19 protein-coding genes are annotated in these 17,057 nt (G+C 38.6%); 4 read left to right on the forward strand and 15 right to left on the reverse strand.

What is annotated here, in order from left to right:
• Positions 1-2: 2 nt before the first annotated feature.
• From LW137_RS05185 to LW137_RS05195, 3 genes are all read right to left on the reverse strand, one after another.
• Positions 3-221 carry a twin-arginine translocation signal domain-containing protein gene (locus tag LW137_RS05185; RefSeq protein ID WP_233033891.1) on the reverse strand — a complete coding sequence of 73 codons (219 nt, stop codon included), beginning with the start codon at positions 219-221 and terminating at the stop codon, positions 3-5.
• A gap of 92 nt (positions 222-313) precedes the next feature.
• Positions 314-1,030, reverse strand: coding sequence for a TorD/DmsD family molecular chaperone (locus LW137_RS05190; protein WP_233033893.1), 717 nt, complete (start codon positions 1,028-1,030; stop codon positions 314-316).
• Positions 1,031-1,035: 5 nt separating this feature from the next.
• A complete protein-coding gene (locus LW137_RS05195) occupies positions 1,036-2,691 on the reverse strand; it encodes a 4Fe-4S dicluster domain-containing protein (RefSeq protein WP_233033895.1) in 1,656 nt (551 codons plus the stop codon).
• Between the two features lie 198 nt (positions 2,692-2,889).
• On the opposite strand from LW137_RS05195, the gene LW137_RS05200 reads away from it, so the two are divergent.
• Positions 2,890-3,153, forward strand: a complete 264-nt coding sequence (locus LW137_RS05200; protein WP_233033897.1) for a hypothetical protein — start codon at positions 2,890-2,892, stop codon at positions 3,151-3,153.
• A 34-nt stretch (positions 3,154-3,187) separates the two neighbouring features.
• Here LW137_RS05200 and LW137_RS05205 read toward each other — a convergent pair whose 3' ends face one another.
• The gene (locus LW137_RS05205; protein ID WP_233033898.1) at positions 3,188-4,246 is read right to left on the reverse strand and encodes a linear amide C-N hydrolase; all 1,059 of its coding nucleotides are present in this window, start codon (positions 4,244-4,246) and stop codon (positions 3,188-3,190) included.
• Between the two features lie 13 nt (positions 4,247-4,259).
• Entirely contained in the window at positions 4,260-4,703 is a 444-nt protein-coding gene (locus LW137_RS05210) for a DUF4149 domain-containing protein (protein ID WP_233033899.1), read from the reverse strand.
• Between the two features lie 61 nt (positions 4,704-4,764).
• Between LW137_RS05210 and fdhD the strand changes: the two genes are divergently transcribed.
• Entirely contained in the window at positions 4,765-5,544 is a 780-nt protein-coding gene (gene fdhD, locus LW137_RS05215; RefSeq protein WP_233033900.1) for a formate dehydrogenase accessory sulfurtransferase FdhD, read from the forward strand.
• A gap of 1 nt (position 5,545) precedes the next feature.
• Here fdhD and LW137_RS05220 read toward each other — a convergent pair whose 3' ends face one another.
• Genes LW137_RS05220 through LW137_RS05230 form a run of 3 tightly spaced genes read right to left on the reverse strand, consistent with a single transcriptional unit; the run spans position 5,546 to position 8,453 of the window.
• Positions 5,546-6,721, reverse strand: a complete 1,176-nt coding sequence (locus LW137_RS05220; RefSeq protein WP_233033902.1) for a hypothetical protein — start codon at positions 6,719-6,721, stop codon at positions 5,546-5,548.
• Positions 6,718-7,290 carry a hypothetical protein gene (locus LW137_RS05225; protein WP_233033904.1) on the reverse strand — a complete coding sequence of 191 codons (573 nt, stop codon included), beginning with the start codon at positions 7,288-7,290 and terminating at the stop codon, positions 6,718-6,720. The genes LW137_RS05220 and LW137_RS05225 overlap by 4 nt, the downstream gene beginning before the upstream one ends.
• On the reverse strand, positions 7,269-8,453 hold the full coding sequence (locus LW137_RS05230; RefSeq protein WP_233033906.1) for a saccharopine dehydrogenase family protein: 1,185 nt from the start codon (positions 8,451-8,453) through the stop codon (positions 7,269-7,271). The genes LW137_RS05225 and LW137_RS05230 overlap by 22 nt, the downstream gene beginning before the upstream one ends.
• A gap of 81 nt (positions 8,454-8,534) precedes the next feature.
• Between LW137_RS05230 and LW137_RS05235 the strand changes: the two genes are divergently transcribed.
• Together LW137_RS05235 and lpoB are read left to right on the forward strand one after the other, a co-directional pair.
• Positions 8,535-9,869, forward strand: a complete 1,335-nt coding sequence (locus LW137_RS05235) for a COG3014 family protein (RefSeq protein ID WP_233033908.1) — start codon at positions 8,535-8,537, stop codon at positions 9,867-9,869.
• 10 nt (positions 9,870-9,879) lie between these two features.
• Positions 9,880-10,485 (forward strand): penicillin-binding protein activator LpoB, encoded by a 606-nt coding sequence (gene lpoB / locus LW137_RS05240; RefSeq protein WP_233033910.1) that lies wholly within the window; start codon positions 9,880-9,882, stop codon positions 10,483-10,485.
• A 19-nt stretch (positions 10,486-10,504) separates the two neighbouring features.
• Here lpoB and feoB read toward each other — a convergent pair whose 3' ends face one another.
• From feoB to LW137_RS05275, 7 genes are all read right to left on the reverse strand, one after another.
• A complete protein-coding gene (gene feoB, locus LW137_RS05245; protein ID WP_233033913.1) occupies positions 10,505-12,643 on the reverse strand; it encodes a ferrous iron transport protein B in 2,139 nt (712 codons plus the stop codon).
• Between the two features lie 118 nt (positions 12,644-12,761).
• Positions 12,762-14,036 (reverse strand): hypothetical protein, encoded by a 1,275-nt coding sequence (locus tag LW137_RS05250; RefSeq protein ID WP_233033914.1) that lies wholly within the window; start codon positions 14,034-14,036, stop codon positions 12,762-12,764.
• Positions 14,033-14,704 carry an orotidine-5'-phosphate decarboxylase gene (gene pyrF, locus LW137_RS05255; RefSeq protein WP_233033916.1) on the reverse strand — a complete coding sequence of 224 codons (672 nt, stop codon included), beginning with the start codon at positions 14,702-14,704 and terminating at the stop codon, positions 14,033-14,035. The genes LW137_RS05250 and pyrF overlap by 4 nt, the downstream gene beginning before the upstream one ends.
• Entirely contained in the window at positions 14,682-15,101 is a 420-nt protein-coding gene (gene nusB, locus LW137_RS05260) for a transcription antitermination factor NusB (RefSeq protein ID WP_233033918.1), read from the reverse strand. Before nusB ends, pyrF begins: the two co-directional genes overlap by 23 nt.
• A gap of 1 nt (position 15,102) precedes the next feature.
• Positions 15,103-15,567 carry a 6,7-dimethyl-8-ribityllumazine synthase gene (ribH, locus tag LW137_RS05265; protein WP_233033920.1) on the reverse strand — a complete coding sequence of 155 codons (465 nt, stop codon included), beginning with the start codon at positions 15,565-15,567 and terminating at the stop codon, positions 15,103-15,105.
• 10 nt (positions 15,568-15,577) lie between these two features.
• Positions 15,578-16,375: a 3-deoxy-8-phosphooctulonate synthase gene (kdsA, locus tag LW137_RS05270; protein ID WP_233033922.1), complete on the reverse strand. Its 798-nt coding sequence runs from the start codon at positions 16,373-16,375 to the stop codon at positions 15,578-15,580.
• Positions 16,372-17,013 carry a carbonic anhydrase gene (locus tag LW137_RS05275; RefSeq protein WP_233033924.1) on the reverse strand — a complete coding sequence of 214 codons (642 nt, stop codon included), beginning with the start codon at positions 17,011-17,013 and terminating at the stop codon, positions 16,372-16,374. Before LW137_RS05275 ends, kdsA begins: the two co-directional genes overlap by 4 nt.
• Positions 17,014-17,057: the final 44 nt, after the last annotated feature.

The following is a 17,057-nucleotide window of genomic DNA, read 5'->3' on the forward strand; positions in this document are numbered from 1 at the left end:
CCTTATTTTGCAGATGCATAGTAAGAGCTCCAATATTTGGTGCTTCTATACAAAATTTCTTTTTTCTTGCTGGATCCAGTTTTGACCCCATTTTTCTCTCTTGGGATATCACTTCCGCAACCTGCAAGAGCGATTCCGCCAACAGCGACAGCAACAGAGGTCTTGCTAGCATTTTTTAAAAAATCTCTACGAGATTCTTTAGTCAATGAAACATTTTCCATGATCTGCTCCTTTATTTTAGGATGGTAGGGGATGCCCTACTGTAGAGATTAGGTCTAATCCCTGCAGTAAGACATTTTGCAATAAGAGAAGATTATTTGTATTTAATCTCCTCTTCGCTGATTTGGGTTTTGATTCGTTTTTTCCATTTTCCTTTTCTTTCTTCTTTCTTGAGTTCCCCAAGATCGATAAATTCTTCAAACGGAGGGGGAGTTACCTCAAGATAAAGTCGCTCAAATTCTGCAAAACTTCCTAGAATCTTGGCGATAGATTTATAAAACTTGGATTTTTTGTTTTTAAGAATCTCAAGAATGACAAAATTCACATAGTCATTGAGAATATCGGCAAAGATTTGTTTTGCCATAGCGATAGAGCAAGGGTTGGCTTTGTTTAAAAGAGAGGCATTAAAAATGAGCAGAAAGCCTAGATGATCTTCGGGCTCAATGAAATTTTCATCCTTGCGAAATTCGCTTTCAAGAATTAAATCGCGGATTCTTAGACACTTTTCTCCAAATTCCCATCCCTCATCATAATAGCTTGCAGTGAGGTTGATTGCTTTGTGGCTAAAATTATCAATAAAAAGTGTTTCAAATTCTTCTTGTATGTTTTGAAAACCATGTGCTTCAAGTTCTTGTAGGAGAATGTGAGCATCTTTTTGTGTTTGGTCATTGATGGGGTTTGCAAAAATTTGATCAAGGATGGAGAGTGCAAGTTGTATGTGCTTTTGGAATCCTTGATAGCTAAAGCAAATGCCAAGCAAAGAATAATAAAGCGATCGTGCTTTGGTGATTTGGAGTTCTTCTTGTGTCATTGTGCTTACCTTTCAAACATCAGTTTTGCTTTGCAATCAGCACAGCATTCAAGTGTTCTGAGTTTAATGGGATCATTGGCAAAGAGTGGCGTCATAAGTGTTTTGATTTTTTGGATGGATTTGCTTGTAGCAAAGGCATTTCCGCACTCTATGCAAGAAAACAGAGAATCTTGAGCCATTGTTGTATAGGTGAAATATTGAGGTGAGAGCTTGATCCCGTTGAGATGGAGAGATATGGCATTTTCTGGACAGCTTGGGATGCAGTATCCACAAGTGGTGCAAAGACTGGGATTGTATTGCAAGGAGAAATTTTTGGAGTTTGCAATCAAACTATCGACATTGCACGCCCCCACGCAACTATTGCAAAGCGTGCATTTATCTTCATCGATTTGGATTTCTCCATAGCGGATCATTTCTCCACTCTCACCACTTTCTACCCTACCAAAATCTCCTTCTTTGATCATATAGATCAAGCGTTCTGCAAAATGCTTGCGTCTTGCTTCTTTTGGACTTGGAGTGTAGGTATAGTGGATGAGTTTTTGAGGCTTATCCCAAAGAGTTTGAAGAGTGGCAGTGTCGTGAGCGACATAAGCTGCATCTGTTTGAAAGATTGCTTGATAGATATCATTGACTAGTTTGATTGCTTCTTTTGTGGGACGAGAAATCACAGGAGAAAAGAAAATAAAAGAATGTCCGCTCTCTTGAGTGATGGCCAAAAGATGAGCTTCTGAGGGAAATTTTTCTCTAGGGATAATGAGGGGGGAGAGATGTTGGGGGATTTGAATCTCATCTAGGAGAGAAAGATAATTTTCTGGAATCAATAAAATCTGAGTATCTTGATAGAAGCGCAAAGATTCTATGAGGCAATCAATCGTATATGGAGCAAAGTCAAGCGCTCCTGTGGGGCAGGTTGCGATACATCCTCCACACCCCATGCAATCAATTTGAGAAAAGGAAAGCTCCATTAAAGTGTCATTTTTTGTCACGCCAAAAGAGGGGCAGACATTGACGCATTTGTGACAGAAGCCTTCTCCATTTTTGTCTGGTCTTCGTTGGTGGTATTGACAAAGAGATGGAGTATAGAGAGTTGTTGTTTTGTAGGTGTAGGTTCCTAGGCGACTTTTTAAAATCTCTAAAACTTCTTGAGCTGAATAATAATCTTGGATGCTTAAAATGCCCAAAAATTTACAGAGATTCTCATCTTGCACAAACAAAACAGCTTGCGAGAAGGCTAACTCCTCTCCGTTTTGCAAAATTGCTATAAAAGATCCGATTTCTCCTTTGATGTGTGTGATTTCTTGTGGATTGATTAGGGTAGGGGAGAAGCCCTCTGTGGTTGCTTGATTGAAGAAATCTTGCACGATAGGTGATTGAGTTCCAAGGAGTAAAAGATCGTTTTGTACTTGCGTCGTGTATTCTTTAAATGGGGCATGATCAAAGATATTGAGCTTATTTTGGTAAAGGCGATGAAGGTTGGCAAGTTTGATTTCCTCATTGGCTTGAGAGTTTGCAAGATACCAATTGATTTCGGGTGCAGTAATTTGAGTGTGAGATGCGAGATTGGATATGATGATATCATCTGAGGAAGGAGAGAAACGAATAAGCGGATATTTATCTTTTAGATGGTCTGGGAAATGGTGATCTGTCAATAACTCAAACATCAAAAACCTCACTTTAAAACGTTTAAAGAAAATCTAAGATTATATCTTACTTTTATCTTTAAAGAGGAATGCGGAGGAAAACTTTATTTCCAAATGATTGAGCCAATACCGATGATTTTGGGACATTTGATATAATGGCGTCTTTAAGAGAATGGGAACATCCAGATCTTAAAATAATCAAAACAAAAAGGAGAAAAAATGGCACAAGATATCTCTATCACAGAGCAAGGAATCTTAGACAAAATCAAAGAAAAAGCTGGCAAATTGAAATGCCCAGTGTGCGGTGGGAGTGAAATTGGGATCGCTCCAGGTTTTAGCAATATTATGCTTCAAAACAAAATCGATGGAAGCATTGTAAGCAATGGTCCAATGATCCCAGCTGTTCATACAGTATGCAATAAATGTGGAGCAATGACTCCTTATGCTGTAGCTGTTTTGGGTCTTCTTAACCAAGATAAATAACCCCCTCTTTTTTTGGGGGGTCTTTGAGGGAGGGTTATTTTATTTTTATTTCTTCTATCTCTTCAAACTCTTTTTTATCAAGCTTTAAGCTCTGAAATTTTGTTTTTAGAAAATCAATTTTTTTGAGATCAATTTTGCGAATTCGGGAGTTGTACATTGTGCGATAGAAAAATTCCAAATCAGATAGATTGCTAACAGTAGTCCATTGGGTAGCACTTGGTAGGGCAGATGGAATTTTGGCTTTATTTTCAAACTCTGTTCCAATAGGCAAATCAAAAAGATTAAGGAGATGAAAGGCTTGAGTTATGCCCTCATAAGAATTTTTGGGGGTGGGAGCAGTATGTAAGAAAAAGCTTGCGCGTACAAATCTGGAAGGTGGAGTAAAGTCTCCTGGAAGTCCAAGTAGTCCTGTTCCTGCACCCATTGCAAAGAGCTTTTTATCTCCCATCATAAACCCTTTTGCACTTCCAGAATGTAGGTTGATGTAATTATTGAGATTTGTAAGATGCCAAGAAAAATCAGGAGAATTGGTGAGAACACCCACAGGATTGTCGTAAATTTTGACAATGCCCTCAATAATTTCAATGACGATATTGCCTCCTTTTGCATCTGTCACTCTCCAATGTGCGGTCGGAGGAGCTTTTCCATTTTCAAGCATAAATGGAACAACCTTGAGGATCTTAAGTGCTTCTTTGACTTCAGAGACGCTTTTAAAATTAGAAAGAATATATTTGGTGAACTCCATATCCGAAATTGAGTTTTTGGAATCTTTTGGATTATATGGAGCTAGGCTTCCATAATGAGCAAAATAAAATAATCCAGCATTGAGTCCAACTTCATTGATTCCTTCACCAATAAACCCATCATTGGCAACACTAATTCCCACAAAACCATATTTGGCTTGCCATTTGATTCCATTCTTTCCTTCAGGGGTTAGAGATTGAAAAACTTGATTTCTAGGTGAGATTATTAGTTTGCTTCCAAGAGGAAATTCTCCCCATTCAATTGTGCGTGCTTGGATGTGCTTTTTATCTTGGGTTTGGATAGAGATGCCTGTGCAGGGAAAAATGGATGAAACAATAAGAAAAAACATAAAAAAGCATTTTTCATTTTCTTGGTCCTTGTGCAAGTAGTATAAGTCCAATGAATTGGAAGAAGATGATGGCCTTGAGACACCATTGGCTATATGTATGCATTTGAGCAAATTGTTTATTTTGGGTTGCTAGCTCCCCTAATGCTTGAGATTCTAAAATAAAAGGAGTGAAATAAAAAACAAATAAAGATACAAGAGAGGCGATTATGAACATTACTGCAAGTAAGATTTTATTTTTTTGTACCAAGGCATAGAATAGACCAATGAGTGCAATAGGAAAAAGAATATAACCCAAGATCACAAAAATTCTAGTCATCAAAAGCCCACTTTCAAAAAGTGTTAATGAAATATTGAGGCCATACTTTTGAGGGAAAAAAATTGTGGGGGCGATAACAATTCCTGCAAAAAGTTCGATCCCAATTAATGCAGAAATAAGGAAGAAAATTATTTTTTTCATGTTTTTCTCTTAATTTTGGATTATAAAATATCTATTTTATCTTTATAGTTTGGGGCTTATTATGGAAGTTTTGAAAAAAATCAATATCGTGCGATTTGAAGATGGGAATCAAGTCCCAAAAGAAGATATCGTGATCTTAGAAAGTCGTGTCAATTTTTATCTCAATGGAGAAAAAATCATTTCAACGATGTGTATCCCGCAAGATGAAGATGCGCATATGGTCGGCTTTTTGTTGAGTGAGGGCGTGATAGATGGGGTAGGAGATATCACTTCTTTGGAGGTTAGAAATAGTGGGCTAGAAGTTTGGATGGAAGCAAGAAGCAATCAAAAAAATCTCATCAATCTCTACAAAGAAAAAACACTTGTCTCAGGCTGTGGAGGAGGGATTACGGGCAATACAGGGAATCAAATCGAGATTGAGTTCAACGCAAGTGATTTGCGCATAGAGGGCGGGTGGATTTTGGAGCATGTCAAGAGGTTTTATCAAGAAAGTGAGCTATATCTTCAGACAGGATGCGTGCATAAAGCGATGCTTTTGTTTGCTAATGGTGAGTTTTTGGAGAGTGAAGATATAGGAAGACATAATGCTATTGATAAAGTTTGTGGAAAAGCAAGACTAAAAGAAAAAGATCCCAATGAGGGCATTTTGATCGTGAGTGGTAGGCTAAGCTCTGAAATGGTGACAAAGGCAGTGATGCATCGTATCCCTATCGTGGTTTCACGCACAGCTCCCACCTTCCTTGGCGTCAAAACAGCTCAAATGCATGGAATCACATTGTGTGGATTTGCAAGGGGGAAAAATATGAATATCTATACTCATCCCTCAAGGATTTTGTTCTGATTTATTCTAAGTTTTGGAGGATTTCTTCAGGCTCCTGTGGAAGAGTAGAGGGATCTTCTTGGATGGGCTGAGAGGGTTGCTCTTCTTGGGATGATGGAGATTGATAAAGGCTTAGATCTACAGGTATAAAAAACCCTTTGTTATCAATGGAGTAGATTTTTGTTTGGTATTGGATTTGATTATCGGCCATTTGCTCTTGGAAGAAGGGTAGGCTATCGGGAAAAACGATCCGGAAAAAGAGCTCAATCCCTAGTGCGGTTGAGTAATTGACCCAATCATATTGCAAATCGCTATTGAGCAAAGAACCATATTCGATCAGTTTTTGGTTGGTTTGGCCTATTGAGCTTGCGATGAATAAATTCCTGCGATCGCGTTTTTGTGTCAAAACCGTGATAGATGGGTTGAAGTTGAGTTGAGTAGAGAGAATCTTAGATGCTTTTTTTCTGAAATATCCCATTTGAGAAAGTAGAAGTCCGCTTTTGACAACAGGGGTATTGAGAAATACATCAGCATTTTGAATCAATTTTTCTTGAGTTCTGGCTTGCTTGTTGAATGTCGCTGCATCTTGATTGGTGATCGTTTGATTTTGTGTATAGGGTGCAAAATCAGAGAGATCGATTGCCAATCTTTCTCCCACAGGGCTATCATCATTGTAGGCGATGATGTGCTCTGCTTGATGAAGCTTGAGAAGTTGTTGGATCTGATCTTTATAGCTAATACCTCCAAAAAAGAGCATTGGGTTGGTGGAGGGGTTGAAGTTGATTTGTGTGATATTGACTGTAGGGATATAAAAGGGGACTTGGAGTGGGAGCTTGCTCACTTCGTGAGCCCCTTTGGTGGTAAAGATTGCGATGATGAATTGGAATCTTTCTTCTAAGATTTTTCGATAGATGGATTGGATAGAGGATTCTTCTTCATCTCCGCAGTCAAAGACTTCTAGTTCAAAATCCACTCCCCTAGAAGACAGATAGGCTATGACTGTATCAATGCTTGCAATAGAGTAGCGACCGATGATTTTTTTGGGCATAACCAGTGCGATTTTGAGTGAAGAGTGTCGGATCTCTTCTGAGAATTGCGAGATGATTTCTTCTTGGGGGGAAGAAAGCTTGGGGGAGATGAAACTAAAAGGGTGAGCTAAAAGCAATGTGCCAAAAATAAAGAGGGTTAGAAGTCTCATATGAAAGCCTTTGCAGTTGTGAGGTGCTGAAATGTTTGTTTTTTGAGGGCAGGGAGTTTGATCAATGCCCCAAAGGAATGTGTCGGAATAAGTGTTTTGTGTTTGAATTTGATAGGAGTTCCTAGCTCTGTGTGTTTAGAGAAGAGATGATCTGCTATCTCAGATGTCCCAAAGAGTATAAAAACGCGTGCAGAGCTTTGGGAGATTTGAGAGAGCAGAATGTCAGCGTGTTGTTTGATATGTTCATCATAAGAGATTTGTGAAGTTTTGAACAAAGACAAGATGCAACATTCTTTGGGTGAGAGGCTGAAAACCTTGGTAATGATATCTTCAAGCATTTGAGCGCTTTTTTTGGGAAGAAATGAAGAATCTTGATCTAAAAGTGGAGTTTGTGAAATAAATCCGATTTTGGCTCCTTTGGGAGAGTGTCCCAAAATGCCTTGTTTTTTTTCTGTTGCAGATTGGGGAAAGTCATCGCAGAAACTCTCCCCAAAAAGCTCTAGGTGATATAGATAATGAAGCTTAAGAATCTTTTCTTGAAATGTCATTAGAGTTCTAATACTTTCCAAGGCAAGCCTTGTTGATTGAGCTCTTCCATAAATGCATCTGGATCGAGTTCTTCCATATTAAATACCCCCTCTCCACTCCATTTGTTTTCTACGATCAGTTTGGCTCCAATCATTGCAGGAACTCCTGTTGTGTAGCTTATGGCTTGAGAATTGACTTCCTTGTAGCACTCTTGGTGATCACAAACATTGTAGATATAGATCGTTTTTTCTTTGCCTTCTTTAATCCCTTTGATATAGCATCCAATATTGGTTTTGCCAACTGTGCGTCCGGCTAGACTTGCTGGATCAGGAAGGAGGGTTTTGAGAAATTGGATGGGGATGATTTTTGTGCCGTTATGCTCAACTTCATCAATTCTTAGCATCCCTACATTCTCCAAGCATCGCATATGGTTGAGGTAGTTTTGAGAGAAAGTCATAAAAAAGCGGATTCTTTTCAATCCCTTGATGTTTTTGACCAAAGATTCTAATTCTTCATGATAGAGGAGATAAGAATCTTTCTGACCAATCTCTGGATAATCCCATACTTGCATAATCTCCATAGGTTGGGTTTCAATCCACTTTCCTTCTTCCCAATAGCGTCCTTTGGAGCTTACTTCTCTGAGGTTGATTTCTGGGTTGAAATTGGTCGCAAAAGGATAGCCATGATCTCCTGCATTGCAATCTAGAATATCGATGAAGTGAATCTCATCAAAATAATGCTTTTGAGCATAAGCACAAAAGACATTTGTCACTCCTGGATCAAACCCGCTTCCCAAAAGTCCAAAAATCCCTGCTTCTTTGAATCGATTGTGAAAAGCCCATTGTTCTTTGTATTCGAATTTGGCAGTATCAGGGTGTTCATAATTTGCAGTATCAAGATAATGTGTTTTTGTGCGAAGACAAGCTTCCATAATCGTGAGATCTTGATAGGGTAAAGCGACATTGATGACAACTTTAGGCTTGACTTCATTGATCAATGCAACAAGTGCATCAACATTGTCTGCATCCACGCTTTTGCATTGGATTTGAATCCCTGTTTTTTCAAAAACACTTTGAGCAATTTCTTGGCACTTGCTTAGTGTTCTTGAGGCAAGTGTAATTTCTCCAAAAGTTTGAGCATTCATAGCGAGTTTATGAGCTACAACTCCTCCAACTCCGCCTGCTCCAATCTGCAAAACAGCCATTTTTTCCTCCCATTTTTGTCAATAAAATAAACTAGAATTATACACACTAAGAATCATTACTGTTATTTGAAGAGAAAGAGAATGCGGGGTTTGTATGGATTGATATTGTTTGTGCTATTTTCTGGGTGCTCAAGTGTCTCCTTGCGTGAGGTTTCTTATGAGTATTATCAAGGAGATCCCAATAAGGCGTTTGATCTTTCTTTGAAGGGGACAAAAAACAAAGCAGATGCCTTGCTTTTTGAGATGATGGGAGGAATGATAGGATTTGATTTGTCTCTCCCTCAATCTTTTGCACTCCTTGAAAGGGCAGAAGAACAAATCAATATCAATGAAAAGCAAGGAATGCTTACAGATCTGCTTGAGGGGATAGGTGCTATTGCAGTCAATGAAAGCATCATTCCTTATAAGGGGTATTTATATGAGGGGGTTATGGTGAATTACTACAAGGCATTGTTTTTGATGAAAGAGGGGGATTTAGCCAATGCACGCGTGGAGTTTAATCGAGCAAACGATCGACAAAGACGCCTAAAAGCTTATTATCAAACACAGATTCAAAAAGCAATCCAGCTTCAAGATAAGAATCCGCAACAATTTTCATTTAGTGAAGAGAGGGTTTTGAGGGATTATCAGAATCTAAAAAAAATTGAAGCTTTTCAAGGATATATCAATCCTGTAGTGAGCTATCTCTCTGGACTGTTTTTTATGCTTGAAAGGGATCCAAAGGGGATTGATTTGCTCAAAGAAGCGTATGGAATCTCAAGAATTTCGCTTATCCAAGAAGATTTTTTGATGGCGCAAAGAGGAATGAAGGGAGAAAAATATACTTGGGTGGTTATTGAAGATGGGATGAGTGCAAGAAAGATTCAAAAATCTTTTGTGATCCCTGTTGTGACATATGATGGGATTTTTGATATCGCTTTTGCATTGCCTGATTGGACTAAGGGCAATGAGATAGAAAGAAGCTATCATCTTTGGCTTTCTCAGAGTGTGAGTCAAGCTCAAAGGATTGGGAATCTAGATCCATTGATTTTCAATGAGTTTTCCAAACACTTGCCTTTTTTGCTCACACGTGCGATTACTTCTTCGACTCTAAGAGCGCTTTCTCAGTATTGGATTCAGAAGACAACTTCAGGATTGACAAAGATGCTTTTTGCAATGGGTGGGATGGCTTATGATATAGCAACAACTCAAGCAGATTTGAGAAGTAATCAGATTTTACCTCATAGCTTTTGGGTTGCAAGGCTCAAAAATCAAAAAGGGATTTTAAAATTACAGGGTGATTTGGGTGTGTATTTTGAGCTGAAAATGGGGGAAGAGTGTGTATCTGAGGCTGAGCTTTGCTTGAATAAAAACAATATAATTTATTTTCGCAATGCGGGCAAAAATAGCTTTTATCAGATTATTTTAAGGCATTAAGGAGGAAGTTATGAAACGATGGATGTTGATTTGTGTTGTTGTATTGGGGTTTTATGGATGTGCTGGAGGGGTGAAATATATCGATCCAAGCAATCCATCTTATGTGAGTGCTGGACTTGATTTTAATGATTTGCTTAAGGCTTCAAGTTCGAGTATTGATTCATTGTTGAAGAGTTCTTTTGTCCAATCTTTACCTTCTGGAGAGAATGCAAAGGTTTTAGTGATTTCTGACTTTATCAATGACACGATGCAAAAACTAGATATGAATCAAGTTGCTCGTAGGGTGGCAAGAAGTTTGAGAGAGAGTCAAAAATTTGTCTTAAGTGTCGCGATGGCTGGAAGTGGAGAAAGAGAAGAAGAGATGATACAAAAGGCAAGAGGGGCAAGGGGAAATCAAGAATATAAGCAAAACTCCACAATCAATCAAGGCCGACTTTTGGCTCCTTCATTTTCTCTATCAGGAAAGGTTGTGCAACGCAATATGCAAGTTGGGAAAGAACAGAGGATTGATTATTATTTTTTGATGAGTTTAGTGGATTTGGAAAATGGGATTGTTGTGTGGGATCATGAGGTCAATATCTCAAAGATTGCTTCAGGTAACTCTTCAAGTTGGTAAAAGGGGGAGGGGGAGAAGCTTAGAAAAATAAGCTAGCTCCGAAGTATCCCAAAAGTGCAAAGAAATAAGCAATAAGAGAAGTAAAAACAAAGAGATAGAAAATATACTTTCTTCCACCTGCTTCTTTCCCAAAAACAATTGTGGCAGCAAAGCAGGGATTATAAAACATCACAAACATCAAAAACGCAATCGCAGAGGGAATGGAAATCTTGTCTTTGAGGGTTTCCATAAGACTTTGGCTAGTTTCATCAAGCTCTTCTCCAAGTGCATAAAGTACCCCAAGTGTTGAAATCATCACTTCTTTTGCTGCGACACCTGTGACAAGAGAAACAGAAAGCCTCCAATCAAAATTGAAAGGAGCAAAAATAGGAGAGAGAAATTCTCCAAAGCGCCCAAGATAAGTTTGCTCAAGCAAGAGAGCGTTTTGTTCGTTTATAAGTTCTGTGATCTGATCCTGGCTTGCACCTTGTTGCTCTAATGCTTCTTGCTTTTGAGCATATTGTGCGATGAGTTCTTGATCTTGTGGGTATTTCCCTGCAAACCAAATCAAGATAGAAGCAGCAAGAATAAAAGTTCCAGCTTTTTTTAAATACATTTTTGCCTTGTTCCATACGCTAAATAGAATGAGTTTTGCTGAAGGTAGGCGATACTTTGGCATTTCCATAACAAATGGTTCATCAATATCTTTAAAAGCTGTCATTTTAAGAATCTTTGCCATAACCAGCCCCACAATAGCCCCAAAAATATAAATTCCAAACAAGATATTTCCACTTTGACTAGCAGGGAAAAAAGCACCAATAAAGAGCACATAAACAGGAAGTCTTGCACTGCAACTCATAAAGTTGATAATAAAGAGGGTGAGCATTTTGTCCCCACGATTTTTAAGCATCCTTGTGCTCATATACGCAGGAACACTGCATCCAAATCCAGTAACAAGAGGGATAAAGCTTTTTCCATGTAATCCAAAGCGATGAAAAAAACCATCTAATAAAAATGCAATACGTGCCATATAGCCAGTGCTTTCAAGCAATACGATTCCAAGGAAGAGAATCAAAATATCAGGCAAGAAGCTAATCACTGCACCCACACCCCCAATAATCCCATCAGCAAGTAAGGAGGAAAGTTGAGGGTAGGGGATATACTCTTTGAGTGTTTCACCCAAAAGAGAAAATCCCGATTCGATCGCATCTTTTGGGATTGCACCTAGCGTAAAGGTCGCTTGGAAAAGAATCCACATCATCAAAAGAAAGATGGGAATTCCAAGGTATTTGTTGAGCAAGATAGAGTCGATTTTTTGTGTTTTATCTCTTGGGCTATTGGATTGCTTCTGTGCCTCTAGGCTTGCTCCTTTGGCATAGGCATAGTGATCAAGGGCAAAGACTTCTTGCATACTCTTTTCTTGAGAGATGGTGTAGATTCTTGAGATCAATCGAGCGACAAGAGGAGAGAGTTCTATCCAGCAAGGTTTGGAAGAAAGGAGTGCATAGATTTTCTCATTTTGTTGAAGAAGTAGGATGGCCAAATGGCGAAAGTTTTGAAAATGGTTTTCTTTCATTAGTTGAGCAATGCAGGGATATTGCTTGGATGAAAGGAGATTTTCAATTTCACCAATCGCTTCTTCCAGAGCTTCATTATAGGTGCGTTTTGATGGGCAGAAAGGTTTTGTGTGGAGTGCGATGATTTGATCAAGAATAAGAAGCATATCTTCTTGGTTTTTGGCACTAACCTTGAGAGTAGGGATCCCTAAGATTGAGGAGAGAAGCTGAGAATTGATTTCAATCCCTTCCTTTTGTGCTTCATCATTCATATTGAGTGCTAGCAAAGTTTTTTTATTGAGCTCAAGAATTTGTGCTGTGAGGATAAGGTTTCTTTCAAGATTGGTAGAATCTGCGATGTTGAGGATTAGATCATATTCTTCTTGGAGAAGAAAATCTTGAGTGACCTTTTCTTCTGGGGAATATTGATTGAGCGAATAAGTCCCAGGGAGGTCAATGATCTTGATCTCATATCCCTTGTAGAGAATCTTTGCTTCGGCTTTTTCGATGGTCACACCAGGAAAGTTCCCCACTCTAAGATTAGAGCCACTGATTTTGTTAATAATAGAGCTTTTTCCGACATTGGGCTGTCCGGCAAGCGCAACAATGATTGTCTTTTTCATGTTTCGTCCTAGAAATTCAAGATGATGGATTATTCTACTTCTTTTTATCTCAAGAGTCAATAAATGAGAAAGATTATCATTTTTGTTATTTATTGAGAATCTTTGCTTTTTAAAAATCCTAGAAAGAGAGCTTAAATCCTCCTTGAACTTCCGTTGTTGTAGGGATAGCTTGATTTCCTAAATGTGTATTGTAGACATTAAAAAAGGCTGATACGTTATTGGTGAAATTAAAGCTCATCTGAAAGTCTATTTCATTTTGTCTGAAATGTTTTGATCCTAATGATTTATTGACAAATGATGCTGTTCCATACAACAAAGAAAGAGTGATGGCATCAAAGGTTGTGTAAAGATTGCCATAAAATAAGCTTGTATCAGTGATTCCATTATTGAAAACATTGCCAATCCCTAGAGGAGAGATTGTATTATTGAGGAGATTGAGGCTTCCCCATCCGCTATATTTTCCTGTTTGGATATAGCCTAGATCAAGTCCAATGCTTGCATTTTTGATCTTTCCTTCGACATAAAATTTCACATCAAGATCAATCCCATCTCCTCCTTTGATTGTCTTTTGTGTATTGAGCCATTTAGATCCATTTTCAAATTCAAAGCTTCCAGCAGTATTGAATGTTAGGCCGATTTTGGAAGAAGAAAATTTATATTCAAAATTGGCACTTGTCCCTATTCCAAAAGCAACAGAGTAGGCTGAGAATAAATAAAGTTTCGCCCAAAACATATCACCAAGATAATATTTTGCTGCCGTGTAGAAATATCCACTGTGATGAGGCTCGGGTTGGGTAAAGGCTGTCATTTGTGTAGGTGTAACTTCGCCATATTGCCCAATCCAAAAAAACTCAAGCATCAAATCCTGTAAAGAGCGATTGCGTATCCAGAATCCATCAACTTGATTGCTGATCCATTCATTTTCTATGAAAAATCTCCCCCCTTTGATGCTTGTATCTCCATCAAAATATTCTAAGTATGTATCACTCAAAAGGACACGATTAAGGGGATCAAAGTCAAGAGACATATCTCCTCTTTTGATATAAGTCGTATCTCCACTTGATGGGCCCCAAAAGGAGTTTCTATGCCATTGCCAAATCGGATAGGCTGCACGAAACCCTACAGAAAGTCTCATATTTTTATAAAAAGCTGAGCGATATTGAATCCCCATTGTGATGGCAAGATAATAGGCATCTTGAAGATTATTGGAAATATCAGCATAGTCAGGTTTGAGATAGTCTGTGACAAACCCCACATCTCCTTGAGTGATTCCATTTTTTAGAGCCTCATCGATGGTGTCATATCCCATAAGAGGGAGAGTGCAACAAGCCCCTAAGAGGACTTTGCCAAATACATAAGAGAGTTTGGTAGTGTGTTTTTGGAAAGTTTTCATTGGATCTCTTCTAAGAAGCGCAGTGTTGCTTGCAAGGGATCGTGGTGTGTATAGATTGGGCGACCTACGACAATAAAATCAGCCTTTGCTTCCTTGGCTACTTTAGGAGTGGCGATTCTCTTTTGATCTCCATATTCATTTTCGGCAAATCTAATCCCAGGAGTCAGTGTTAAAAGTGAAGTAGAATTTTTGATCTCTAGGCTTTCATGAGGAGAGCAGACGACCCCGTGACAATTTCCTTTTTGGGCAAGAAGTGCGAGAGTTTTGGCGTGAGATTTGATGGGGGCATTATAAATAGGGATAAATCCCTCATCATCAAAGCTTGTAAGTGCTGTTACGGCAAACACAAGAAGAGAATCTTTGGCAACACTCATCACTTCACTCATTGCCTCTATCCCACTGCTTGCGTGGATTGTAATCATATCTACGCCAAGGTTTTTGCACTCTTGAGTGGCTGTTTTCATCGTGTTGGGAATGTCATAAAGCTTGAGATCTAGGAAAATTTTGAAATTTGGATTGATAGCTTTGATTTCTTCTAGAAATTTTTTTTCATCACGAATAAAGCTCCTAAGTCCAACCTTGACCCATATAGGACAATCTTTGAGCTTTTGAAGAAGAGAGAGGTTTTCAGCCTTAGAGGCTAGATCAAGAGCAAGACACAACTGCATTGTTTTCCTTTTTGATTGAATCAAGAACGCCATTGATAAATTTAGGTGCATGATCGCTCCCATAAATCTTGGCTAATTCAATTGCTTCATTGATGATAATAGGTGCATCTGTAGGGGTGAAGCAAATCTCATAAACTCCTAAGCGTAAAATCGCTCTTTCCATTCCTCCGATGCGTTCAAAATCCCATTCTTTTAGATGTTTGCTGATCTTAGAATCAATTTGAGGGAGATGAGAGATCGTCCCTTCAAACAAAGAGAGTGCAAATTCTTGTTGCTTGTTTTTAATCTTTTTTTCAAGAAGGATTTCTACTGCACTTTTGTGGATTTCTTGATTCCCACTATCATATGCATAGAGTAGAGAAATAACGGCTTCGCGCGCTTGTGTTCTTGTCGCCATATTAGACCTTTTGATAAAGATTAATTAGTTCGATTAATGAGCTCATCGCTTCAAAACCTTTATTTCCTGCCTTGCTTCCAGCTCGCTCAATTGCTTGTTCGATATTGTCAGTTGTCAAAACACCAAAGCTTACAGGTTGATTGTATTGGAGGGTAATGTTTGCAATTCCTTTTGTTGCTTCAGCAGATACATAATCAAAATGAGGTGTTCCTCCGCGAATAATAGCCCCCAAGCAACAAACTCCACTATAAGCGTTGCTTTGGAGTAGGCGTTGCAAAACAAAAGGAATTTCATAAGCACCAGGAGCAAGGATAAGAGAGAGGTTTTTTTCTTCTCCACCATGTCTTAAGAAGCAGTCTTTTGCACCTTCAATAAGACGATCTGTGATGATATGGTTAAAACGACTTGAGAGAATTGCGACTTTTTTATTTCCGTTGAGTTTAAGTTGGCCTTCAATGATTTGCATTTTTTCTCCTTTATTGTGAAATTTCAGAAATTGCCAAGAGTTGATTGATGAGTGCTTCTAGCTTTTGTGTCTCAATCATATTGGGACCATCGCTAAGTGCTATGCTTGGATCAAAATGAGTTTCCATAAAAAAGCCATCAACCCCTGCTGCTGCTGCACTTCTAGAAAGTAATGGGACAAAAGAACTATCTCCCCCGCTTTTTCCTCCTCCAGCTCCAGGCATTTGAACGCTATGTGTGGCATCAAAAATGACAGGAGCAAATTCACGCATAATTTTGAGTCCTCGCATATCAACAACCAAATTGCCATATCCAAAAGAGCTTCCTCGCTCTGTAAGCCAAACTTTGTATTTTTGACTCTCCTCATAGCTTGCTTTTTCTCCCCCTCGCGTTTTGATTGCTTTCAAAACACTGTATTGCATATCTATGGGATTCATAAACTGCCCTTTTTTGATATTGATGATTTTGTCTGTTTTTGCTACTGAGACAATAAGATCAGTTTGGCGACATAAAAAAGCAGGGATTTGAATCACATCAGCCACTTCGGCAATCTTTGATGTTTGCGTGCTTTCGTGGATATCTGTGATGATTTTATAGCCAAATTCTTTTTTGATGCTTTTGAGGATCTCTATCCCCTCCTCAAGTCCAGGACCTCTGTAGCTATCAAGACTTGTGCGATTGGCTTTATCAAAACTTGATTTGAAATAAAAGTCAATTTTTGGATGATTTGCAAGAGGCTTAAGCATTTGGGCGATTTTGGATAGATTCTCATAACTTTCAATGACACATGGACCACTCATTAAAATCATTTTTGCTCCTTTTCATCTTTTTTGATCACTCTAAATTGTTTTGTCTGAAGATCATAATTCATGATTTCTCCTGTCTCGATTATATAATACCAACCAAAAATTTTTAACTCCCCTTGATCGAGCTTTTCTTGAATGAAGGGATAGGTCAATAGATTGTTGATTTGGACTTCAATATTGATTTGTTCTGTGAGCCAAGTGCGTTTGGCGATACTTTTGGGGGATAAAAGTGCAACTTGTTCTTTGACAGGATGCAAAAGCTCGATCCACTTTTGCAAGTGTTCTGTATTTGCTCCAAGATTCTCATCATAAAGTGCTTGACAAGCTCCACAATTGCTATGTCCGCATACAACGATATTTTCTACACCCAAGATCACAACAGCATATTCGATTGCTGAAGTTGTTGCAAGATAAGCATCATTTTTTGCAGTATAGGGAGGGATGATATTCCCTACATTTCTGACGACAAAAAGCTCTCCAGGGAGAGTGCCTGTAATACGACTTGGGACGACCCTAGAATCGGCACATCCGATAAATAAAGTATCAGGATTTTGTGCTCTTTTGAGGCTTTCATAAAGCTCTTTGTGTTCATTGTAATCTTCTTCTTTGAACTTAATAGCACCTTGCAGTAATTTATTCAATTTTTTCCTTAAAATGCGTACTTTAGTTTGTGAAATTATAGCAA

Source organism: Helicobacter kayseriensis (genome assembly GCF_021300655.1).
Classification (GTDB): Bacteria; Campylobacterota; Campylobacteria; order Campylobacterales; family Helicobacteraceae; genus Helicobacter_G; species Helicobacter_G kayseriensis.